At 39.7% G+C, this 20,273-nt stretch carries 30 protein-coding genes; 8 read left to right on the top strand and 22 right to left on the bottom strand.

Annotated features, from left to right (window positions below):
* Positions 1-242: 242 nt before the first annotated feature.
* The 13 genes from IGB25_RS03345 to IGB25_RS03285 form a co-directional block, all read right to left on the bottom strand.
* A complete protein-coding gene (locus IGB25_RS03345; protein ID WP_211066163.1) occupies positions 243-932 on the bottom strand; it encodes a hypothetical protein in 690 nt (229 codons plus the stop codon).
* Positions 847-1,284, bottom strand: coding sequence for a hypothetical protein (locus tag IGB25_RS03340; protein ID WP_211066162.1), 438 nt, complete (start codon positions 1,282-1,284; stop codon positions 847-849). Before IGB25_RS03340 ends, IGB25_RS03345 begins: the two co-directional genes overlap by 86 nt.
* A 195-nt stretch (positions 1,285-1,479) precedes the next feature.
* On the bottom strand, positions 1,480-1,974 hold the full coding sequence (locus tag IGB25_RS03335) for a hypothetical protein (RefSeq protein WP_211066135.1): 495 nt from the start codon (positions 1,972-1,974) through the stop codon (positions 1,480-1,482).
* Positions 1,971-2,849, bottom strand: a complete 879-nt coding sequence (locus tag IGB25_RS03330; protein WP_211066161.1) for an RHS repeat-associated core domain-containing protein — start codon at positions 2,847-2,849, stop codon at positions 1,971-1,973. The genes IGB25_RS03335 and IGB25_RS03330 overlap by 4 nt, the downstream gene beginning before the upstream one ends.
* 1,170 nt (positions 2,850-4,019) lie before the next feature.
* Entirely contained in the window at positions 4,020-4,475 is a 456-nt protein-coding gene (locus IGB25_RS03325) for a site-specific integrase (RefSeq protein ID WP_371815972.1), read from the bottom strand.
* 1 nt (position 4,476) lies between these two features.
* On the bottom strand, positions 4,477-4,854 hold the full coding sequence (locus IGB25_RS03320; RefSeq protein ID WP_211066160.1) for a phage integrase N-terminal SAM-like domain-containing protein: 378 nt from the start codon (positions 4,852-4,854) through the stop codon (positions 4,477-4,479).
* 18 nt (positions 4,855-4,872) lie between these two features.
* Positions 4,873-5,445, bottom strand: a complete 573-nt coding sequence (locus IGB25_RS03315) for a tyrosine-type recombinase/integrase (RefSeq protein WP_256437263.1) — start codon at positions 5,443-5,445, stop codon at positions 4,873-4,875.
* A gap of 117 nt (positions 5,446-5,562) precedes the next feature.
* Positions 5,563-5,814 (bottom strand): hypothetical protein, encoded by a 252-nt coding sequence (locus IGB25_RS03310; RefSeq protein ID WP_211066159.1) that lies wholly within the window; start codon positions 5,812-5,814, stop codon positions 5,563-5,565.
* 193 nt (positions 5,815-6,007) lie between these two features.
* A complete protein-coding gene (locus IGB25_RS03305) occupies positions 6,008-6,739 on the bottom strand; it encodes a hypothetical protein (RefSeq protein ID WP_211066158.1) in 732 nt (243 codons plus the stop codon).
* Positions 6,736-7,197: a hypothetical protein gene (locus IGB25_RS03300; RefSeq protein WP_211066157.1), complete on the bottom strand. Its 462-nt coding sequence runs from the start codon at positions 7,195-7,197 to the stop codon at positions 6,736-6,738. Before IGB25_RS03300 ends, IGB25_RS03305 begins: the two co-directional genes overlap by 4 nt.
* 125 nt (positions 7,198-7,322) lie before the next feature.
* Positions 7,323-8,117 carry a toprim domain-containing protein gene (locus tag IGB25_RS03295; RefSeq protein WP_211066156.1) on the bottom strand — a complete coding sequence of 265 codons (795 nt, stop codon included), beginning with the start codon at positions 8,115-8,117 and terminating at the stop codon, positions 7,323-7,325.
* Positions 8,077-8,706 carry a CHC2 zinc finger domain-containing protein gene (locus IGB25_RS03290; RefSeq protein WP_211066155.1) on the bottom strand — a complete coding sequence of 210 codons (630 nt, stop codon included), beginning with the start codon at positions 8,704-8,706 and terminating at the stop codon, positions 8,077-8,079. Before IGB25_RS03290 ends, IGB25_RS03295 begins: the two co-directional genes overlap by 41 nt.
* Positions 8,703-8,996, bottom strand: coding sequence for a SymE family type I addiction module toxin (locus tag IGB25_RS03285; protein WP_211066146.1), 294 nt, complete (start codon positions 8,994-8,996; stop codon positions 8,703-8,705). Before IGB25_RS03285 ends, IGB25_RS03290 begins: the two co-directional genes overlap by 4 nt.
* Before the next feature lie 151 nt (positions 8,997-9,147).
* Here IGB25_RS03285 and IGB25_RS15400 point away from each other — a divergent pair, with 151 nt between their 5' ends.
* From IGB25_RS15400 to IGB25_RS03265, 4 genes are read left to right on the top strand one after another with little or no spacing between them, the layout of a single operon-like run.
* Positions 9,148-9,360: a helix-turn-helix domain-containing protein gene (locus IGB25_RS15400; RefSeq protein ID WP_211066145.1), complete on the top strand. Its 213-nt coding sequence runs from the start codon at positions 9,148-9,150 to the stop codon at positions 9,358-9,360.
* Positions 9,306-9,512 carry a hypothetical protein gene (locus IGB25_RS03275; RefSeq protein ID WP_211066943.1) on the top strand — a complete coding sequence of 69 codons (207 nt, stop codon included), beginning with the start codon at positions 9,306-9,308 and terminating at the stop codon, positions 9,510-9,512. The genes IGB25_RS15400 and IGB25_RS03275 overlap by 55 nt, the downstream gene beginning before the upstream one ends.
* Positions 9,513-9,526: 14 nt before the next feature.
* Complete coding sequence (locus IGB25_RS03270) at positions 9,527-9,703, top strand: hypothetical protein (protein WP_211066154.1); 177 nt, start codon at positions 9,527-9,529, stop codon at positions 9,701-9,703.
* A 21-nt stretch (positions 9,704-9,724) separates the two neighbouring features.
* On the top strand, positions 9,725-10,057 hold the full coding sequence (locus tag IGB25_RS03265) for a type II toxin-antitoxin system RelE/ParE family toxin (protein ID WP_211066153.1): 333 nt from the start codon (positions 9,725-9,727) through the stop codon (positions 10,055-10,057).
* Positions 10,058-10,121: 64 nt separating this feature from the next.
* Here the strand turns inward: IGB25_RS03265 and IGB25_RS03260 are convergent, their stop codons facing one another.
* From IGB25_RS03260 to IGB25_RS03230, 7 genes are all read right to left on the bottom strand, one after another.
* Positions 10,122-10,652, bottom strand: a complete 531-nt coding sequence (locus tag IGB25_RS03260) for a hypothetical protein (RefSeq protein WP_211066152.1) — start codon at positions 10,650-10,652, stop codon at positions 10,122-10,124.
* Between the two features lie 6 nt (positions 10,653-10,658).
* Positions 10,659-11,591, bottom strand: a complete 933-nt coding sequence (locus tag IGB25_RS03255) for a hypothetical protein (RefSeq protein WP_211066151.1) — start codon at positions 11,589-11,591, stop codon at positions 10,659-10,661.
* Between the two features lie 1,136 nt (positions 11,592-12,727).
* Positions 12,728-13,600 (bottom strand): tyrosine-type recombinase/integrase, encoded by an 873-nt coding sequence (locus tag IGB25_RS03250; protein ID WP_211066150.1) that lies wholly within the window; start codon positions 13,598-13,600, stop codon positions 12,728-12,730.
* Positions 13,601-13,618: 18 nt separating this feature from the next.
* Positions 13,619-14,560, bottom strand: coding sequence for a tyrosine-type recombinase/integrase (locus IGB25_RS03245; protein WP_211066149.1), 942 nt, complete (start codon positions 14,558-14,560; stop codon positions 13,619-13,621).
* A gap of 240 nt (positions 14,561-14,800) precedes the next feature.
* The gene (locus IGB25_RS03240) at positions 14,801-15,943 is read right to left on the bottom strand and encodes a hypothetical protein (protein WP_211066148.1); all 1,143 of its coding nucleotides are present in this window, start codon (positions 15,941-15,943) and stop codon (positions 14,801-14,803) included.
* 51 nt (positions 15,944-15,994) lie between these two features.
* Positions 15,995-17,419, bottom strand: coding sequence for a CHC2 zinc finger domain-containing protein (locus IGB25_RS03235; RefSeq protein WP_211066147.1), 1,425 nt, complete (start codon positions 17,417-17,419; stop codon positions 15,995-15,997).
* Between the two features lie 30 nt (positions 17,420-17,449).
* The gene (locus IGB25_RS03230) at positions 17,450-17,743 is read right to left on the bottom strand and encodes a SymE family type I addiction module toxin (RefSeq protein WP_211066146.1); all 294 of its coding nucleotides are present in this window, start codon (positions 17,741-17,743) and stop codon (positions 17,450-17,452) included.
* A 151-nt stretch (positions 17,744-17,894) separates the two neighbouring features.
* Between IGB25_RS03230 and IGB25_RS15395 the strand changes: the two genes are divergently transcribed.
* From IGB25_RS15395 to IGB25_RS03210, 4 genes are read left to right on the top strand one after another with little or no spacing between them, the layout of a single operon-like run.
* Complete coding sequence (locus IGB25_RS15395) at positions 17,895-18,107, top strand: helix-turn-helix domain-containing protein (RefSeq protein WP_211066145.1); 213 nt, start codon at positions 17,895-17,897, stop codon at positions 18,105-18,107.
* Positions 18,053-18,259, top strand: coding sequence for a hypothetical protein (locus IGB25_RS03220; RefSeq protein WP_211066943.1), 207 nt, complete (start codon positions 18,053-18,055; stop codon positions 18,257-18,259). Before IGB25_RS15395 ends, IGB25_RS03220 begins: the two co-directional genes overlap by 55 nt.
* Before the next feature lie 14 nt (positions 18,260-18,273).
* A complete protein-coding gene (locus IGB25_RS03215) occupies positions 18,274-18,480 on the top strand; it encodes a hypothetical protein (protein ID WP_211066144.1) in 207 nt (68 codons plus the stop codon).
* Entirely contained in the window at positions 18,470-18,799 is a 330-nt protein-coding gene (locus IGB25_RS03210; RefSeq protein ID WP_247653587.1) for a type II toxin-antitoxin system RelE/ParE family toxin, read from the top strand. The genes IGB25_RS03215 and IGB25_RS03210 overlap by 11 nt, the downstream gene beginning before the upstream one ends.
* Before the next feature lie 64 nt (positions 18,800-18,863).
* Here the strand turns inward: IGB25_RS03210 and IGB25_RS03205 are convergent, their stop codons facing one another.
* Together IGB25_RS03205 and IGB25_RS03200 are read right to left on the bottom strand one after the other, a co-directional pair.
* On the bottom strand, positions 18,864-19,271 hold the full coding sequence (locus tag IGB25_RS03205) for a hypothetical protein (protein WP_211066143.1): 408 nt from the start codon (positions 19,269-19,271) through the stop codon (positions 18,864-18,866).
* A 177-nt stretch (positions 19,272-19,448) separates the two neighbouring features.
* A complete protein-coding gene (locus IGB25_RS03200) occupies positions 19,449-20,273 on the bottom strand; it encodes an RHS repeat-associated core domain-containing protein (RefSeq protein ID WP_211066142.1) in 825 nt (274 codons plus the stop codon).

Genomic DNA, 20,273 nt, shown 5'->3' with positions numbered 1-20,273 from the left:
ATATACACGGAGTCATTTATAAACTCTATTACCTTTTTTGCAGGAATAGGCAACCGTTTATTTTCATCTGCACGTTGAAGATAAGAACTTACCCAAATACCCTGTATGCTTTCATCAAAATCATTACGGAAATAAACAATAAAAATATTACAACTGTGAATAGTTTATTCATACTATCATTTTTTAAAAGTCCCACATAAAATTATCTATCCTTTTCTGTGCCGACTTATTTCCCAAGTTAATTATAACGGTTGGTCTTTTCCACTAAAAATAACAGGGTTACTGTAAAGTTGCCCGAAAGGGGTCGCAAAACTATTTTGAGTTGCGTCCACTTGGTTTATATAGTTTGCATTTTTGTTTCTAACTGTGTAATTACCTGTAAAAGGAATATTCTCACCGTCAATATTTAATGTGGATTTAAATGAATATGTATTTGATGATAAGATTCCGGATTTTCTACTATATCCTTCAATATTAAGGTCTATTGCAGGGTAAATTGACATAGAAGCGTAATCGTCATTTGGGTCAGATTCCGAAAAACGTTGGTTAGCCGTTCGTTGTTTATGAATAGCCTCCTCTAATTTTGGGGTTACTTTTGCAGAAATATAAGACCCTTCATCTACATTAGGTCTAACACTGCCACCAATTGCTCTCTTGAACCTATCAAAATTAGAAAGATTTTTATCAAAATGTTGATTTATATCTCCTTTGCTTTCCCCTACATATTCGTATCTATTTGTATTGGTAATGTCCATGACCTCATTTACTTCCTCTTTCCAAACATACTTGTCATTCTGTTTGTCATAAACCCAATCATCAGGGCTTTCCGCACTCATCCCTGTAGGGTCAACGAGTACCGTAGGGCGGTGCATCGCATAAGCATAAGGCGACCATCCCGGAACTTCTCCGCCATTGGGTCGACGGACAACCATAAACTTGTCTTTGGATTGAAGTACTCGCGCCGTAATAGTAGTTGCCCGTTTCCTGGTCAAATTCTTTGCCGTTGTATTTGTAACGGGTATTGTGGGAATTGAGGTGTTCATCGGTGAGGAGCTCACCAAATGGCAAATATTCGGCGTGTTGGCTAATGTCCCCGTCATAATTTGATACATAATTTGAAGAACCGAGATGGTCACTGTGAAAATAAAACACTTCTATATGTTGCAGGTCGCCGGCATAGCCGTGAGCAAAATTATTTGAACTTGTTGTGTTAAGTTTTAAACTCCGATTAGAGTGATAAACCTGATTTATCTCCATATAATACATACCCGCTTCTTTTACCATCTTCAGTACGTTTTAGTTTCGTATTTTGTAGCCTTCATTGCTGAACATGATGGCAATATAAGCAAATTAATGAATTCTTTAAAATAGCTAATATGTGAAGTCGTTACAGACTCCTATGATGATTTATGCTTCTTACGTAGTTGTAAAGCTTCGAAGTCTTAGACTTCGCAGAGCGGGTGTATTGATTTTTTTAATTCAATTCTCCAACCAAACTGGATTGATAAAATCGACATCTTTTGCTAAAGCACTTATGAAATCATTATTATTTTCTTTTCCAAATAAACATTTTATATTCACAGAATTATAATCTATTGTTTTATGTTTTGCATTATAATTCATCCTTATTAAGAATAGACCACCATCAAGTTCTGGACAATTTGTAGGTAATATTCCATTAAAAGTATTTTGTGCTTCACTTAAATAATTACCATAAAAATCTGATGCTGTTGTATCAATCTTGTGAATTTTACCTTTTATTAAATCATACTTAATTCTATTTTTTTTATTGTAAGACCATACTTGTGAAAAGTTTGAATACATTGACGTAATCACAAAAGAATTACCATTCTTTTGAAAAAGCTCTTCTGCAAGGCTATCTGTCTTTTTAAAGTTTTTTCTGATTCCAAATTTTTGAGAGGAGCAAGATGCTACAATTAATATTATAACTGATATGTAAACTATTTTTTTCAAAATCTTAAATGTGATATAAATTCAGATAAAAGAGTTATTTTAAATTGCTGATATTTCACTTTCATCACTGAGCCTCTTCCATTATAAAAGTTAACACGATTATCTCTAGCGCCAACTACAAATGGATTTCCATTGTAACCACTACGCTCTAAGTCAGCCTGATAAGGAATATCACCCCTTCTTATATTTCTACCATTAATATTTCTACTGTAATTAGAGGGTGTTGAGCTTCCTAAACCTTGTGTGTCTGGATGAATATGGTAATAAACGTCAAGATTGCTCATATCTATATCTAATTTATCGCCATCAACAACAAAAGGCTGGACGCTTCCTTTAACCTCTCTTCTTCCGTCTCCTAAATCTCTATTGGTTACTGCAGGTCCTTCATCCCATTGAGTTGTTTCAAAACTTGAAAAAGTGCTGTGTCCACCATTTTCCTTATTTGAAGATAAGGTAGATTGCAAGCTTTGATCCACAGAAAAAATCATTTGGGATGGTATAGAGGAAACTTCATCAGAACTACTTAAATCACCAGAATAAAACTCGCCATTCGCAGTCGCATTTTTAACATCTCTTTTTGTTTGACCGCTTACAAAATATACCCGACCATTATTCGTGCCATCATCGCCTAAGTATTTTAAATTACCCCAAAAGTTTTTACCATAAATTGGATCTTCTACAACCATTCCCGTAGGGTCAACATATCTTACCGGATTATTCATTGTATAGTTGTATGGTGACCATGAGGGGTATTTCTCCGCTAACGGGTCAACACTTAAAAACCTCTGTACGCTTTTTTGCTCCGCTTTGTCGGCTCTATACACCACTTTAAGCAGTGGGTTTTCAACGTGATATGTTAGTCTTTGGCGACCCATTTTAAAGGGCGAAAATTACAAAAAAATACCCTAACTTTTTTCTTTTCAACTGAAAAAGTCCCACAGGGATTTGATAAACAAGTGTTTTCAGTTCTTACAGGTTTTACTCACTGTATGTTTATTTTAAAGGTGTTCGTGAACCTCATTTCCTTCGGTTTCAGATGAAAGAAAAAAATCAGCGCTCGATTTTTATTGATGGATGCCCTGCACAAAACTTGATTTTTACCCTAAACCTGTCGGGCATCCTTCGATAAAAATGAGCATCCAAGCGAACCACTAAACTTTATTCAGAGGGCAGGGCTTTGTTTCGCGCGGAAGGATGCACGGAACTTTTCTTTTTAACTGTGGGTCGGCAAAAGTGTGTAAACACAGGAAAAACAGCCTTGAGCTAAACGGCTGGGCAATGGGCGCAATGAGTGGAGAGTAACGGAACGGATTGCGGACATTGACCAAGCTTCGCGAGCCGCCTGCGAGTGGAGCAAGGGTGGTGCAAATAAAAGCACGAGGAACGAGGGCGGTTTGCGGCTACGTAGGGCAAAAAACAAACGGAGATACCTTTAAAAATCAATCTACTAATCGAGGCTTGTTTTTTTGCCCGCAGTAGGCTACCGATTTAATCGCCAGAGCGAAGCGGAGGCAAATCAATAAAGTCAGCCGTTACCCACAGCGACCCGCAGGCGAGCAAAATTATGGGCGACCGGTGGATTTTTTGCGGCTGAACTGAACGGAATGAGCACTTGCCAAGCTGAGCAAACCATTAAAAAATAAATCAACTCTGCGAAGCCTGGCAAAGCGCAATGAAGTGAAGAGAAGCGGCAAAAGCAGACAAAGTAGGTCGCCGTGACAACTGACAGAGGAACGCAATAAAAGTGACAAGTCGCGGAGTTTACGGAGCACCCGTAGGGTTTTGCGACTCTTTTTTGACCTTTAAAAAATCAACGCTTTCAAAAAATGTCTTGCAAAAGCTTGGCGGTTTTATTTGCTGACGACCGAAGGCGGAACACCGCTTTTCTGTGTTGGGGGCACGGAGTTTTACGGAGTGCCGAAGCGTGGGCATTTCGACAGGCTCAATATAAACTCCGTGCGTTGGATTTTCGTGGGAAGGATTTCTTTATTTCGACAGGCTCAATACGGGTTTATTGGAGTGGATGCAGTCTTTCAATGGCTGATTTAAGTTCTTCTAATCCTGTTTGTTTGTAGGCTTCTGCTGGTCGCCCGTCTGTGTCCTGCAAATTCCTGGACTATTCTAACGTCATTGTTTTCTTTGAGCAAATGAGCGATTACGGACTGTCTTATTTTGAGTGGGATTAACTTTTCTTGTTGGTCTCTTTCTTTGTTTATCATTCGGTTGATGCCACTTTGCCAAAGCTGTAATCCTTCATCATTGAGCAAAAAATAATCCTTTCGTTTACTTGGCTTTTGTCTGCGGTGATAGCGTTTGTAATCGTGCTTTAAATAGTTGTGGAACAGTAGTATTTGATTGGGTTTTAAACTTAGTGTTCTGCCTTTGTTCTTTACATTTCCTTTTATTCTGATGATTCCGTTTTCAAGGTCGATATCGGTTGTTTTGAGTTGGGAGATTTCAAGGACTGCCAAGGCTTGGTAAATGAGTAAACTAATGATGATTTTATCCCTGTTCTGATTGTCCGGGTTTTTGCTTTGGTGGTTTTCGTAAAGTTCTTCTAATATTTCTTTGGGGTAAAGGCTTTCTACTTGGATGGCCCGGTTTATTTGGTCTTTCAGGTATAAATATCTGCAAGGGTGGTCGTTGCGTTTTCCGTACTACTAAATACCGATAGTAGATTTTGATTGCAAACAGGTTGTTTCTAAGTGATTTGGGATGTAAATTTTGTTCTCTCAATAATCCGATATAATCCAACACGTCTGTATAAGTTCCTTTCTCTGCTTTGTCTCCCATTGCCAAGATGTAACGGTTTATCATCAGTTCATAACTGTTGATGGATGTAGGGCTGTACTCTTGTTGTAGATATTCCTTTAGTTTCATTTTACCAACTCTTTTAATTCATTTTACCAACTCTTTTAATTGTTCTTTACTGATGTGGGTATAGATTTGGGTGGTTTCAAGCTGTGAGTGTCCTAAAAACATTCTGACTTGTTCTACTGCTATTCCTTGTTCTAAAAGATGCGTGGCTATCGAGTGCCTGAGACTGTGAACAGTGATTTGTTTTTCTTTCATTTCAAGGTTTCCGGTTCTTTCTATCAGTTTTTTTAAGTGCTTGTTGTAGGTGTCTTTGTTCATTCTTCCACCTCTGGAGTGCAAGATAAATGCGTTTTGATTGGGCTTGTAATCCCGTCCTTTGGTCAGCTCGTCCCTTTCGTTGTAATAATAGTTTGCCAAGTCTTTGCCTACTCCATTGCTCATTGGAACCACTCTTCTTTTATTGCCTTTGCCTTGTGGCACTATCAATATTTTTTCTCTTAATCTAATGTCCTCAATATTGCATTTTACCAACTCTCCAACTCTTAATCCGCATCCGTAGGCTAAACTTAAAATAGCTCGTTCCTGTGCTGTTTCTGTGGCTTGGTAAAGTTCTTTGATTTCGTCCTGGTCTAATACGGTTCTTTCTTCACTGATTTTGGGATAAGGGAAGTTTAAAAATGCTGCAGGGATTGATTTGTATTTCTCCGTTTCTTAAAAGCATTTCAAACAGATCCCGGATAATTCGCATATGACTGTGGGTGGTCTTTTGGCTTAATGCTCCTCCGTCTTTTTTACTTGGTAGGAACTGATGTAACTGTAATAGCGGTTGATTTCCGGGGCTTGGATTTGGGTAATATCCAACAAGCCTTGTTGCTCCAACCATTGTAAAAACTCGTTCAGGTAATTAAATCGTGCTTTGTAGCTGTTTTCTACATAACCCAACCGCTTTTGGTATTGGTAAAAACTTTCGGCTAATTTTTGGTAATCTGCTGTTACTACTATGATGTTTGAAGGTCTTCCCATATACACTCACTTTTTGGAAGCCGATAATCGGCACTTAATTATTACGCTATGATGATTTGCATCTTTTACACACACATCCACTTTGTGGAACAGGGAACAGTTGGGGTATTTCTATTCTAAAAGCATTGATTTAAAAGGGTTTGAGTTTAAAATGATTGTTCCAAGATTGTTCCGTATTGTTCCATTTACCCTTTTACAGTCCTGCTATTTGGTTCATTAAATCGTCTTTTATCTGTGCCCTTACTTTGGCGTAGTTGTCCCAATAATCCACTTTGTAGCATACTTTCCGTTGGTTTCCCGAGTACTTTGCCGTGATGTATTCCATTGACTGCAGGTGGTTAAAAAATCTCTTTGACTGGGCTTTGCTGATGTTCAGGGTTTGGCGGATTTCCCGTTGTGTAAACTGCGTGTCGCAGTGACTATTATTTTCTGCTTTGCCCTTTTTAATTAAATGCCCTTTAAGGGTTTCAAAAAACTGTCTTAAACTGCCGTCTAATTCATCTACTTTCAGCACGATACTTTCAAAAAGGATTTCACAAGCGGTTTGTAAATCGGCTGTTTCGGTGATTAACCTGCCTTGTTTGTCTTGCTTTCTTTGGTATTGGTTCAGTAGGGTGATTTGCTTTACAAAGCTTTGATAGAGTTCGTTTAAGCGTCTTATTTTGTGGGCTGATTCGGGCAGTTGTATTTTGTTGGCGTAAGGGTTAATGACTTCATAGGGTTTTAGTAAGCGGATGCAGTTCTGTATAAACTGGCTTGTTTTCTTTTGTTCTTGTGGGTCTATCATTCCTGCAGATACTTCATTTTGATAGCGGATGATTTTTAAGGTTTGTTCTTTGCTTTCATCTACTGCAATCAGGAATGAACGGCTGATGTTGTCCTCATAGATTTCGCCTCTGGTGGTACAGGCTAAACTGGCTATCATCCTCTCACGATTCTTTCGCCTCCGGTGATCTGTCCGTTCTTGTCTTTTAAACTGGTGGATGTCCTTAGTATATCGTTGCTCTGCAACTCTCTTACGGCAAGCTGTGCATCTTCTTTCAGTCCGTCCAAGTCTTCAAAACATATCAGTTTGTTGACAAAAAAATATTCGTCCTGGTTGTAAAAACTGTTGTCCGTAACCCTTGTATATCGCTTTACATCTTCATCAGGCATCAGGTAGCTGATAATCTTTAATAGCCTGGTCTTTCCGCTTCCTGAACTGCCTTGTATTAATGCGTGTAAGGTGTCGGGCATTTTGTAAGAGCTTGCGATTACAAACAATAAAATACGGTTGGTTTCTTCTCCTGTTATCCCTGCTTTCCCGATGAGTTTGTTTATTCGTTGCACGAGTTTTTCAGCTTTCAGGAACTCGATGCATTTGGTGGCTGTGGTCGCCGGCACTTGTATTTTGCTCTCCTGCCTTCCATTGGCTTTGAACTGTTGTTTGTCCCGCTATTGTTCTAAAAGGCTTGTGAGTTGCATTAAATCGGCTTCTATGGCGTCTTTCCGCAGTCCTAATTTTCCCGCTATGAGTTTGCAGGAGCTTTCCACTTGCTTGTATTCGTAGGTCGAGTTTTAATGTAATCTTCGCTTGCTTCTGCTATGGTCTGTACCGTGGTTTTCAGGCTGTCCGGCTGGTCTGTCCTAAAGCCTTTGATTTGGTAAGCGGCTTCATTGCCTTTGTATTTGAGATTGTAGGGGTTGTTGGTGTCAAGTCCGGTTATCGGTGCTTTGGATTCGGTTGGTTCTGGTTCTTCAGTTATTGTACTTTTTTCTTTCATTTGATTTTCATTTGAAAGAAAAATATCTGCCTGCGGTGGCTCACCGCCATTTGAAAGAATAAAATCTACTTCTTTTCTTGTTTCTATTAAGTGGGTTAATATTTCGGGGCTGTGGCCTTGCAAAAGGCTGTTTACATCTTCGTTTTTCGGAACTGTCGCACTTGTAATTTTTAGGTTGGGATATTCTCCTTTAAGCATTGGGGCATATTTGGCTACTGCTTTGTTTCCCGGTTCATCACCGTTTAAAAAGAAGATGATTTCCGTTAGGTGTTTCAGTTTTCGGATGGCTGTTTGGTGTTCTTCTGTTAGTCCGTTGGTTCCGTAGAGTGAGAGGATTTCATACTTGCTTTTGATTTCTTCCTGTTGCAATAGTGAAGTCGCATCAATGATGCTTTCGGTCAATATCAGCTTTTGGGTTTCAGGTTTGGGATAGCTTGGATATAGTCCGCTCCTGTCCCGTAAATAAAAGTGCCGTTGGTCTTTGTTGGCTAAAGTGCTTCTAAAGTATAAGCCTGTGATTTCGTGGTTTTGGTTTCTCAATGCGAAGCACAGGCACCATTTGCCAAAGGGTTTGTAAGCGGTTTCGCCTTGTTCTTGATTTCAGTCCCAAGTCTAAGAGCAGACCGTATTTTAAACAGTCATTTATCAGGCTTTCATCTTTTCGTTGTCCGTGGTGGAACTGCCCGCCATTGTAACCGATTTCTATTTGCTTGTGGTCAAGGTTTCGGCTCTCGATGTATTCCCGGGCTGGTTTGGAGTTGTGCACCGCATTTTTAAAGTAGGTAAACATTCTTTCTAAGAACATTGCTTTCTCATTGGTCTGCTTTGGTACTGTGGTTTGGGTGGTGGTTGTTCCGGGTTGGATGATGTTTTTTGCCTTCTTGATTGCTTCGTGTTTGCTGCATTTCTCATAGTACAGTATGAAGTCGATTACATCAATGGCTTTGCCGTGGGTGTTGCAGTTGGTGGAGAAGCAAAACGCTGTTTGGGTTTTGTAGTAAAGCTGTAAGCTCGGGGTTTTGTCGTTGTGGAACGGACATTTTAACCTTGCTTGTTTATCGGCTTTCAGCCCGTAATCTTGCAGGAGCATTGCAAGGGTTAACTTGTCTTTTATCTCTTGTATGGTCATTGACTTAGCTTTTTAAGGGTTTGTTTTACTTCCTGCAGGGCGGTTTTGTATTCCTCCTGTTCTTTGGCTTCTCCTTCCAGTGGTTCAATGATCAGCGACTTTTCCCGTGTGGTGATGCGTACTGTTTCGCCAATTTTAAAACCCAACTCCTCTAACCACTTTCCTGACACTGTAAGCCATGGTATTGTTTTTTGACCGTCTGACAACTCCCGGTGCTTGGGTTGGAGCTTGATTGTTTTCGTGTGTTTGCCTGCCACTGTATGCCGTTGTTTTATCTCGTTTATCTCCATCTTGAAAAATTTGTGTTACAATTTTTTTACACAACAAAACTACAAAAAGAAACTATATTGTTACACCAATTCTAAACTTTATTTTTACAAATTGCCATTTAATGGCTTATTTTGTAACTTTGCAGTATCATTCAAAGTATTTTACAGATAGATGGACATTGCAGAACAAATAAAAAAGGTCAGGAAAGAAAAGGGACTTTCTCAGCAGGAAGTGGCAGACAGGCTTTCTATGAACCGGGTGCAGTATAACCGCATAGAAACAGGTAAAAGCGACCCCACAATGAATATTTTGCGCGGATTGTCGCTGTTTTGGAAATTAATGTGGTTGAGTTTTTTGAAGCTGATAAAGACGGTACAGAAGTAAACAGCGTAAACGAACCGCTTTTACAAAAAGTCCGGTTACTGGAAGAACTGGACGAAACACAGAAAAAATCCATCTGCAATATGATTGATACCGCCATTGCCAACAAACGCCTCAAAGAAGCGTTGAGCAACGCAATGAACATAACCATTTAAAATAGATTGAGAAAATGAAAGTAATAGTTGAAATTCCTGATAATGAAGCCACTTTCGGAATGAAAGTTTTAAAAAGCCTTGCCTTTATAAAAAAAGCAAAACCTATGTCGGTTGTCACGCCGAGCTTTGGGATGAACTCAAAGAAGTCGCCGAACAAGTACGCCTACATAAGCAGGGAAAACTTAAATTGAAAACAGCCAAAGATCTTTTGGATGAGTTATAGCATTATTCCTACCCACCGTTTTGAAAAAGAACTAAAGCGATTAGCCAAAAAATTCCCTTCGCTTAAAAATGAATTTGCTGAACTGATTGCAGAGATTTCTGAAAACCCAGAAGCTGGTACTTTTATTGGCAATAACTGCTATAAAATCCGTCTGGCTATTGCTTCAAAGGGTAAAGGCAAAAGAGGCGGGGCAAGGGTGGTTACCCACTTGTACATAGCTACCGAAACAGTTTACCTGCTTACCATTTACGACAAGGGAGAAAAAACCGACCTAAAGCCTAACGAACTTAAAGAAATGATTGAAAATTTGGAACTTGACTAAGCAGAGAACCCCACCGAAGAATGAAGATGTAAAGTGAAAAAGCCCGATTGCTCGAGCCTTTGGCTTATTCAAGGTAGCCGATAATTTTAACCTTGTTTATTGGTATTGGTGGATTGATTTTCTTCGTTGTTCTTGTTACTTCTGTATCTGCACCATACTTACCGGTCTTTATCTCATCTAAATAAAATTGGCTACCTCTGAGTGCAAAATAAAAATCTACGTCATAAATATTGTTTCCGCCACCCCAATTAACGGCTACTTCAAAACCGTTAGTTGTTTCTGCTATCTTGGTTACAGAGAAGTTTTTTACTTCTTCGTCAGGGATGGGCAATGAAATAGAAGAAACTGCTTTAGCGTTTTTGGTTAATTCTATTCTGCTCGTTGATTTATTTCGATAACCCTCGCTATCTAAATTACATAGCTGTAAAACTTTGTAATTATTACTCCCATACTGTTTGTTCTTTAATGGCAATATGGATATTGTATCTATTAGCGTAGCTTCTTTTGTACTTTTGTTCTTCCCGCTATCTTGAGTATTTTGCCCTTTACAAGATAAACAGAACACAGATAGCATAATGTAAATTAGAGTTTTCATATTGTGCTATTTTTCTTTTTTCCAAAAGATTGAACGCCCCGCAGTTCCCGTAGCTTTTAATCCATACGGTCGCTTTTCTCCTGTATTGAAGAAGAAGTTACCTTCCTTGTTCCAACTAGCTTTATCTGTAAATACATCGGCAGGAAGGTTATAGTAAGTACCGCTATATCTTACTTTCCCACTTGTGTACTTGCTTAATTGGCTATTTAGGAAATCACTATAAATGTCGCCTGAAATAGATATGCTTTTGTATTCTTCAAATTTGTTCTGTGGCGTTCCGTTTGGTGATTTCAACCCCCACGCTAAAAAATCTGTACCGTCCCACAAAGTAGCCCCACCTGTTGGGTCTGCTCCACCTGACATTACATCAATAACACCCGCTCTGGCATATTTTGCAGTAGTACTATTGTCTGAAATTGATAGTGCTGTTTTATCCGCTTTACCAACAGAGGAATATCCCGACATTAATTTGCTGTATAGAGATTTGCCACTCGCATTTGTCGCATTATTTGCAGTATGAGCAACCCAAAGATATTCGTTAGCATCATTGGTAACCCCCTCGTGTTTTACAATGTTTGATATAGTTTGAAACTGTGTATGATTATCAGTGAACTGTGATAGGTTTTCATAGCCTGTAATATTGCCTTTGTTATCGTAAGTAGCAGTACCGGTAAAAGCTAAATCTTTCCCCTTTTCATATTTTCCATCATCACCTAAATATCCTCCATCTTTACCATAAATAGGCCATCTTCCGTCAGGGTCTGTAAAAATGATTGGATTATTGAAGAATGCAGAGTAAGGCGAGTATTGCGGTCCTCTCGTCGCAAGCGGGTCAACACTTAAAAACCTCTGTACGCTTTTTTGCTCCGCTTTGTCGGCTCTATACACCACTTTAAGCAGTGGGTTTTCAACGTGATATGTTAGTCTTTGGCGACCCATTTTAAAGGGCGAAAATTACAAAAAAATACCCTAACTTTTTTCTTTTCAACTGAAAAAGTCCCACAGGGATTTGATAAACAAGTGTTTTCAGTTCTTACAGGTTTTACTCACTGTATGTTTATTTTAAAGGTGTTCGTGAACCTCATTTCCTTCGGTTTCAGATGAAAGAAAAAAATCAGCGCTCGATTTTTATTGATGGATGCCCTGCACAAAACTTGATTTTTACCCTAAACCTGTCGGGCATCCTTCGATAAAAATGAGCATCCAAGCGAACCACTAAACTTTATTCAGAGGGCAGGGCTTTGTTTCGCGCGGAAGGATGCACGGAACTTTTCTTTTTAACTGTGGGTCGGCAAAAGTGTGTAAACACAGGAAAAACAGCCTTGAGCTAAACGGCTGGGCAATGGCTGCAATGAGTGGAGAGTAACGGAACGGATTGCGGACATTGACCAAGCTTCGCGAGCCGCCTGCGAGTGGAGCAAGGGTGGTGCAAATAAAAGCACGAGGAACGAGGGCGGTTTGCGCTACGTAGGGCAAAAAACAAACGGAGATACCTTTAAAAATCAATCTACTAATCGAGGCTTGTTTTTTTGCCCGCAGTAGGCTACCGATTTAATCGCCAGAGCGAAGCGGAGGCAAATCAATAAAGTCAGCCGTTACCCACAGCGACCCGCAGGCGAGCAAAATTATGGGCGACCGGTGGATTTTTTGCGGCTGAACTGAACGGAATGAGCACTTGCCAAGCTGAGCAAACCATTAAAAAATAAATCAACTCTGCGAAGCCTGGCAAAGCGCAATGAAGTGAAGAGAAGCGGCAAAAGCAGACAAAGTAGGTCGCCGTGACAACTGACAGAGGAACGCAATAAAAGTGACAAGTCGCGGAGTTTACGGAGCACCCGTAGGGTTTTGCGACTCTTTTTTGACCTTTAAAAAATCAACGCTTTCAAAAAATGTCTTGCAAAAGCTTGGCGGTTTTATTTGCTGACGACCGAAGGCGGAACACCGCTTTTCCTGTGTTGGGGGCACGGAGTTTTACGGAGTGCCGAAGCGTGGGCATTTCGACAGGCTCAATATAAACTCCGTGCGTTGGATTTTCGTGGGAAGGATTTCTTTATTTCGACAGGCTCAATACAGGTTTATTGGAGTGGATGCAGTCTTTCAATGGCTGATTTAAGTTCTTCTAATCCTGTTTGTTTGTAGGCTTCTGTACTGGTCGCCCGTCTGTGTCCTGCAAATTCCTGGACTATTCTAACGTCATTGTTTTCTTTGAGCAAATGAGCGATTACGGACTGTCTTATTTTGAGTGGGATTAACTTTTCTTGTTGGTCTCTTTCTTTGTTTATCATTCGGTTGATGCCACTTTGCCAAAGCTGTAATCCTTCATCATTGAGCAAAAAATAATCCTTTCGTTTACTTGGCTTTTGTCTGCGGTGATAGCGTTTGTAATCGTGCTTTAAATAGTTGTGGAACAGTAGTATTTGATTGGGTTTTAAACTTAGTGTTCTGCCTTTGTTCTTTACATTTCCTTTTATTCTGATGATTCCGTTTTCAAGGTCGATATCGGTTGTTTTGAGTTGGGAGATTTCAAGGACTGCCAAGGCTTGGTAAATGAGTAAACTAATGATGATTTTATCCCTGTTCTGATTGTCCGGGTTTTTGCTTTGGTGGTTTTCGTAAAGTTCTTCTAATATTTCTTTGGGGTAAAGGCTTTCTACTTGGATAGCTCGGTTTATTTGGTCTTTCAGGTATAAATATCTGCAAGGGTGGTCGTTGCGTTTTCCTGTAGCTACTAAATACCGATAGTAGATTTTGATTGCAAACAGGTTGTTTCTAAGTGATTTGGGATGTAAATTTTGTTCTCTCAATAATCCGATATAATCCAACACGTCTGTATAAGTTCCTTTCTCTGCTTTGTCTCCCATTGCCAAGATGTAACGGTTTATCATCAGTTCATAACTGTTGATGGATGTAGGGCTATGCTCTTGTTGTAGATATTCCTTTAGTTTCATTTTACCAACTCTTTTAATTCATTTTACCAACTCTTTTAATTGTTCTTTACTGATGTGGGTATAGATTTGGGTGGTTTCAAGCTGTGAGTGTCCTAAAAACATTCTGACTTGTTCTACTGCTATTCCTTGTTCTAAAAGATGCGTGGCTATCGAGTGCCTGAGACTGTGAACAGTGATTTGTTTTTCTTTCATTTCAAGGTTTCCGGTTCTTTCTATCAGTTTTTTTAAGTGCTTGTTGTAGGTGTCTTTGTTCATTCTTCCACCTCTGGAGTGCAAGATAAATGCGTTTTGATTGGGCTTGTAATCCCGTCCTTTGGTCAGCTCGTCCCTTTCGTTGTAATAATAGTTTGCCAAGTCTTTGCCTACTCCGCTGCTCATTGGAACCACTCTTCTTTTATTGCCTTTGCCTTGTGGCACTATCAATATTTTTTCTCTTAATCTAATGTCCTCAATATTGCATTTTACCAACTCTCCAACTCTTAATCCGCATCCGTAGGCTAAACTTAAAATAGCTCGTTCCTGTGCTGTTTCTGTGGCTTGGTAAAGTTCTTTGATTTCGTCCTGGTCTAATACGGTTCTTTCTTCACTGATTTTGGGATAAGGGAAGTTTAAAGTACTGCAGGGATTGATTTGTATTTCTCCGTTTCTTAAAAGCATTTCAAACAGATCCCGGATAATTCGCATATGACTGTGGGTGGTCTTTTGGCTTAATGCTCCTCCGTCTTTTTTACTTGGTCGGGAACTGATGTAACTGTAATAGCGGTTGATTTCCGGGGCTTGGATTTGGGTAATATCCAACAAGCCTTGTTGCTCCAACCATTGTAAAAACTCGTTCAGGTAATTAAATCGTGCTTTGTAGCTGTTTTCTACATAACCCAACCGCTTTTGGTATTGGTAAAAACTTTCGGCTAATTTTTGGTAATCTGCTGTTACTACTATGATGTTTGAAGGTCTTCCCATATACACTCACTTTTTGGAAGCCGATAATCGGCACTTAATTATTACGCTATGATGATTTGCATCTTTTACACACACATCCACTTTGTGGAACAGGGAACAGTTGGGGTATTTCTATTCTAAAAGCATTGATTTAAAAGGGTTTGAGTTTAAAATGATTGTTCCAAGATTGTTCCGTATTGTTCCATTTACCCTTTTACAGTCCTGCTATTTGGTTCATTAAATCGTCTTTTATCTGTGCCCTTACTTTGGCGTAGTTGTCCCAATAATCCACTTTGTAGCATACTTTCCGTTGGTTTCCGAGTACTTTGCCGTGATGTATTCCATTGACTGCAGGTGGTTAAAAAATCTCTTTGACTGGGCTTTGCTGATGTTCAGGGTTTGGCGGATTTCCCGTTGTGTAAACTGCGTGTCGCAGTGACTATTATTTTCTGCTTTGCCCTTTTTAATTAAATGCCCTTTAAGGGTTTCAAAAAACTGTCTTAAACTGCCGTCTAATTCATCTACTTTCAGCACGATACTTTCAAAAAGGATTTCACAAGCGGTTTGTAAATCGGCTGTTTCGGTGATTAACCTGCCTTGTTTGTCTTGCTTTCTTTGGTATTGGTTCAGTAGGGTGATTTGCTTTACAAAGCTTTGATAGAGTTCGTTTAAGCGTCTTATTTTGTGGGCTGATTCGGGCAGTTGTATTTTGTTGGCGTAAGGGTTAATGACTTCATAGGGTTTTAGTAAGCGGATGCAGTTCTGTATAAACTGGCTTGTTTTCTTTTGTTCTTGTGGGTCTATCATTCCTGCAGATACTTCATTTTGATAGCGGATGATTTTTAAGGTTTGTTCTTTGCTTTCATCTACTGCAATCAGGAATGAACGGCTGATGTTGTCCTCATAGATTTCGCCTCTGGTGGTACAGGCTAAACTGGCTATCGGTCCTCTCACGATTCTTTCGCCTCCGGTGATCTGTCCGTTCTTGTCTTTTAAACTGGTGGATGTCCTTAGTATATCGTTGCTCTGCAACTCTCTTACGGCAAGCTGTGCATCTTCTTTCAGTCCGTCCAAGTCTTCAAAACATATCAGTTTGTTGACAAAAAAATATTCGTCCTGGTTGTAAAAACTGTTGTCCGTAACCCTTGTATATCGCTTTACATCTTCATCAGGCATCAGGTAGCTGATAATCTTTAATAGCCTGGTCTTTCCGCTTCCTGAACTGCCTTGTATTAATGCGTGTAAGGTGTCGGGCATTTTGTAAGAGCTTGCGATTACAAACAATAAAATACGGTTGGTTTCTTCTCCTGTTATCCCTGCTTTCCCGATGAGTTTGTTTATTCGTTGCACGAGTTTTTCAGCTTTCAGGAACTCGATGCATTTGGTGGCTGTGGTCGCCGGCACTTGTATTTTGCTCTCCTGCCTTCCATTGGCTTTGAACTGTTGTTTGTCCCGCTATTGTTCTAAAAGGCTTGTGAGTTGCATTAAATCGGCTTCTATGGCGTCTTTCCGCAGTCCTAATTTTCCCGCTATGAGTTTGCAGGAGCTTTCCACTTGCTTGTATTCGTACAGGTCGAGTTTTAATGTAATGTCGCTTGCTTCTGCTATGGTCTGTACCGTGGTTTTCAGGCTGTCCGGCTGGTCTGTCCTAAAGCCTTTGATTTGGTAAGCGGCTTCATTGCCTTTGTATTTGAGATTGTAGGGGTTGTTGGTGTCAAGTCCGGTTATCGGTGCTTTGGATCTGGTTGGTTCTGGTTCTTCAGTTATTGTGCTTTTTTCTTTCATTTGATTTTCATTTGAAAGAAAAATATCTGCCTGCGGTGGCTCACCGCCATTTGAAAGAATAAAATCTACTTCTTTTCTTGTTTCTATTAAGTGGGTTAATATTTCGGGGCTGTGCACTTGCAAAAGGCTGTTTACATCTTCGTTTTTCGGAACTGCTGCACTTGTAATTTTTAGGTTGGGATATTCTCCTTTAAGCATTGGGGCATATTTGGCTACTGCTTTGTTTCCCGGTTCATCACCGTTTAAAAAGAAGATGATTTCCGTTAGGTGTTTCAGTTTTCGGATGGCTGTTTGGTGTTCTTCTGTTAGTCCGTTGGTTCCGTAGAGTGAGAGGATTTCATACTTGCTTTTGATTTCTTCCTGTTGCAATAGTGAAGTCGCATCAATGATGCTTTCGGTCAATATCAGCTTTTGGGTTTCAGGTTTGGGATAGCTTGGATATAGTCCGCTCCTGTCCCGTAAATAAAAGTGCCGTTGGTCTTTGTTGGCTAAAGTGCTTCTAAAGTATAAGCCTGTGATTTCGTGGTTTTGGTTTCTCAATGCGAAGCACAGGCACCATTTGCCAAAGGGTTTGTAAGCGGTTTCGCCTGTTCTTGATTTCAGTCCCAAGTCTAAGAGCAGACCGTATTTTAAACAGTCATTTATCAGGCTTTCATCTTTTCGTTGTCCGTGGTGGAACTGCCCGCCATTGTAACCGATTTCTATTTGCTTGTGGTCAAGGTTTCGGCTCTCGATGTATTCCCGGGCTGGTTTGGAGTTGTGCACCGCATTTTTAAAGTAGGTAAACATTCTTTCTAAGAACATTGCTTTCTCATTGGTCTGCTTTGGTACTGTGGTTTGGGTGGTGGTTGTTCCGGGTTGGATGATGTTTTTTGCCTTCTTGATTGCTTCGTGTTTGTCGCATTTCTCATAGTACAGTATGAAGTCGATTACATCAATGGCTTTGCCGTGGGTGTTGCAGTTGGTGGAGAAGCAAAACGCTGTTTGGGTTTTGTAGTAAAGCTGTAAGCTCGGGGTTTTGTCGTTGTGGAACGGACATTTTAACCTTGCTTGTTTATCGGCTTTCAGCCCGTAATGCTTGCAGGAGCATTGCAAGGGTTAACTTGTCTTTTATCTCTTGTATGGTCATTGACTTAGCTTTTTAAGGGTTTGTTTTACTTCCTGCAGGGCGGTTTTGTATTCCTCCTGTTCTTTGGCTTCTCCTTCCAGTGGTTCAATGATCAGCGACTTTTCCCGTGTGGTGATGCGTACTGTTTCGCCAATTTTAAAACCCAACTCCTCTAACCACTTTCCTGACACTGTAAGCCATGGTATTGTTTTTTGACCGTCTGACAACTCCCGGTGCTTGGGTTGGAGCTTGATTGTTTTCGTGTGTTTGCCTGCCACTGTATGCCGTTGTTTTATCTCGTTTATCTCCATCTTGAAAAATTTGTGTTACAATTTTTTTACACAACAAAACTACAAAAAGAAACTATATTGTTACACCAATTCTAAACTTTATTTTTACAAATTGCCATTTAATGGCTTATTTTGTAACTTTGCAGTATCATTCAAAGTATTTTACAGATAGATGGACATTGCAGAACAAATAAAAAAGGTCAGGAAAGAAAAGGGACTTTCTCAGCAGGAAGTGGCAGACAGGCTTTCTATGAACCGGGTGCAGTATAACCGCATAGAAACAGGTAAAAGCGACCCCACAATGAATATTTTGCGCGGATTGTCGCTGTTTTGGAAATTAATGTGGTTGAGTTTTTTGAAGCTGATAAAGACGGTACAGAAGTAAACAGCGTAAACGAACCGCTTTTACAAAAAGTCCGGTTACTGGAAGAACTGGACGAAACACAGAAAAAATCCATCTGCAATATGATTGATACCGCCATTGCCAACAAACGCCTCAAAGAAGCGTTGAGCAACGCAATGAACATAACCATTTAAAATAGATTGAGAAAATGAAAGTAATAGTTGAAATTCCTGATAATGAAGCCACTTTCGGAATGAAAGTTTTAAAAAGCCTTGCCTTTATAAAAAAAGCAAAACCTATGTCGGTTCTCGCCGAGCTTTGGGATGAACTCAAAGAAGTCGCCGAACAAATACGCCTACATAAGCAGGGAAAACTTAAATTGAAAACAGCCAAAGATCTTTTGGATGAGTTATAGCATTATTCCTACCCACCGTTTTGAAAAAGAACTAAAGCGATTAGCCAAAAAATTCCCTTCGCTTAAAAATGAATTTGCTGAACTGATTGCAGAGATTTCTGAAAACCCAGAAGCTGGCACTTTTATTGGCAATAACTGCTATAAAATCCGTCTGGCTATTGCTTCAAAGGGTAAAGGCAAAAGAGGCGGGGCAAGGGTGGTTACCCACTTACATAGCTACCGAAACAGTTTACCTGCTTACCATTTACGACAAGGGAGAAAAACCGACCTAAAGCCTAACGAACTTAAAGAAATGATTGAAAATTTGGAACTTGACTAAGCAGAGAACCCCACCGAAGAATGAAGATGTAAAGTGAAAAAGCCCGATTGCTCGAGCCTTTGGCTTATTCAAGGTAGCCGATAATTTTAACCTTGTTTATTGGTATTGGTGGATTGATTTTCTTCGTTGTTCTTGTTACTTCTGTATCTGCACCATACTTACCGGTCTTTATCTCATCTAAATAAAATTGGCTACCTCTGAGTGCAAAATAAAAATCTACGTCATAAATATTGTTTCCGCCACCCCAATTAACGGCTACTTCAAAACCGTTAGTTGTTTCTGCTATCTTGGTTACAGAGAAGTTTTTTACTTCTTCGTCAGGGATGGGCAATGAAATAGAAGAAACTGCTTTAGCGTTTTTGGTTAATTCTATTCTGCTCGTTGATTTATTTCGATAACCCTCGCTATCTAAATTACATAGCTGTAAAACTTTGTAATTATTACTCCCATACTGTTTGTTCTTTAATGGCAATATGGATATTGTATCTATTAGCGTAGCTTCTTTTACTTTTGTTCTTCCCGCTATCTTGAGTATTTTGCCCTTTACAAGATAAACAGAACACAGATAGCATAATGTAAATTAGAGTTTTCATATTGTGCTATTTTTCTTTTTTCCAAAAGATTGAACGCCCCGCAGTTCCCGTAGCTTTTAATCCATACGGTCGCTTTTCTCCGTATTGAAGAAGAAGTTACCTTCCTTGTTCCAACTAGCTTTATCTGTAAATACATCGGCAGGAAGGTTATAGTAAGTACCGCTATATCTTACTTTCCCACTTGTGTACTTGCTTAATTGGCTATTTAGGAAATCACTATAAATGTCGCCTGAAATAGATATGCTTTTGTATTCTTCAAATTTGTTCTGTGGCGTTCCGTTTGGTGATTTCAACCCCCACGCTAAAAAATCTGTACCGTCCCACAAAGTAGCCCCACCTGTTGGGTCTGCTCCACCTGACATTACATCAATAACACCCGCTCTGGCATATTTTGCAGTAGTACTATTGTCTGAAATTGATAGTGCTGTTTTATCCGCTTTACCAACAGAGGAATATCCCGACATTAATTTGCTGTATAGAGATTTGCCACTCGCATTTGCTGCATTATTTGCAGTATGAGCAACCCAAAGATATTCGTTAGCATCATTGGTAACCCCCTCGTGTTTTACAATGTTTGATATAGTTTGAAACTGTGTATGATTATCAGTGAACTGTGATAGGTTTTCATAGCCTGTAATATTGCCTTTGTTATCGTAAGTAGCAGTACCGGTAAAAGCTAAATCTTTCCCCTTTTCATATTTTCCATCATCACCTAAATATCCTCCATCTTTACCATAAATAGTCCATCTTCCGTCAGGGTCTGTAAAAATGATTGGATTATTGAAGAATGCAGAGTAAGGCGAGTATTGCGGTCCTCTCGTCGCAAGCGGGTCAACACTCAACCATAAACTGGTTTTGGGGTTATAATAGCGAAATAGCAT

It is taken from the genome of Flavobacterium sp. CS20 (assembly GCF_018080005.1).
Lineage (GTDB): Bacteria > Bacteroidota > Bacteroidia > Flavobacteriales > Flavobacteriaceae > Psychroflexus.
Note: the sequence above shows the minus strand (reverse complement) of the source record. Positions and strands in the feature narration are given on the sequence as shown.

Excerpts from the sequence above, each read along its gene's own strand:
- IGB25_RS03345 (WP_211066163.1), bottom strand. The coding sequence starts at position 932 with ATGGTTGTCCGTCGACCCAATGGCGGAGAAGTTCCGGGATGGTCGCCT.
- IGB25_RS03340 (WP_211066162.1), bottom strand. The coding sequence starts at position 1,284 with ATGGTAAAAGAAGCGGGTATGTATTATATGGAGATAAATCAGGTTTAT.
- IGB25_RS03330 (WP_211066161.1), bottom strand. The coding sequence starts at position 2,849 with ATGGGTCGCCAAAGACTAACATATCACGTTGAAAACCCACTGCTTAAA.
- IGB25_RS03320 (WP_211066160.1), bottom strand. The coding sequence starts at position 4,854 with ATGAAACTAAAGGAATATCTACAACAAGAGTACAGCCCTACATCCATC.
- IGB25_RS03310 (WP_211066159.1), bottom strand. The coding sequence starts at position 5,814 with ATGGGAAGACCTTCAAACATCATAGTAGTAACAGCAGATTACCAAAAA.
- IGB25_RS03305 (WP_211066158.1), bottom strand. The coding sequence starts at position 6,739 with ATGATAGCCAGTTTAGCCTGTACCACCAGAGGCGAAATCTATGAGGAC.
- IGB25_RS03290 (WP_211066155.1), bottom strand. The coding sequence starts at position 8,706 with ATGACCATACAAGAGATAAAAGACAAGTTAACCCTTGCAATGCTCCTG.
- IGB25_RS03285 (WP_211066146.1), bottom strand. The coding sequence starts at position 8,996 with ATGGAGATAAACGAGATAAAACAACGGCATACAGTGGCAGGCAAACAC.
- IGB25_RS15400 (WP_211066145.1), top strand. The coding sequence starts at position 9,148 with ATGGACATTGCAGAACAAATAAAAAAGGTCAGGAAAGAAAAGGGACTT.
- IGB25_RS03270 (WP_211066154.1), top strand. The coding sequence starts at position 9,527 with ATGAAAGTAATAGTTGAAATTCCTGATAATGAAGCCACTTTCGGAATG.
- IGB25_RS03265 (WP_211066153.1), top strand. The coding sequence starts at position 9,725 with ATGAGTTATAGCATTATTCCTACCCACCGTTTTGAAAAAGAACTAAAG.
- IGB25_RS03260 (WP_211066152.1), bottom strand. The coding sequence starts at position 10,652 with ATGAAAACTCTAATTTACATTATGCTATCTGTGTTCTGTTTATCTTGT.
- IGB25_RS03255 (WP_211066151.1), bottom strand. The coding sequence starts at position 11,591 with ATGGGTCGCCAAAGACTAACATATCACGTTGAAAACCCACTGCTTAAA.
- IGB25_RS03250 (WP_211066150.1), bottom strand. The coding sequence starts at position 13,600 with ATGAAACTAAAGGAATATCTACAACAAGAGCATAGCCCTACATCCATC.
- IGB25_RS03245 (WP_211066149.1), bottom strand. The coding sequence starts at position 14,560 with ATGGGAAGACCTTCAAACATCATAGTAGTAACAGCAGATTACCAAAAA.
- IGB25_RS03230 (WP_211066146.1), bottom strand. The coding sequence starts at position 17,743 with ATGGAGATAAACGAGATAAAACAACGGCATACAGTGGCAGGCAAACAC.
- IGB25_RS15395 (WP_211066145.1), top strand. The coding sequence starts at position 17,895 with ATGGACATTGCAGAACAAATAAAAAAGGTCAGGAAAGAAAAGGGACTT.
- IGB25_RS03215 (WP_211066144.1), top strand. The coding sequence starts at position 18,274 with ATGAAAGTAATAGTTGAAATTCCTGATAATGAAGCCACTTTCGGAATG.
- IGB25_RS03210 (WP_247653587.1), top strand. The coding sequence starts at position 18,470 with ATGAGTTATAGCATTATTCCTACCCACCGTTTTGAAAAAGAACTAAAG.
- IGB25_RS03200 (WP_211066142.1), bottom strand. The coding sequence starts at position 20,273 with ATGCTATTTCGCTATTATAACCCCAAAACCAGTTTATGGTTGAGTGTT.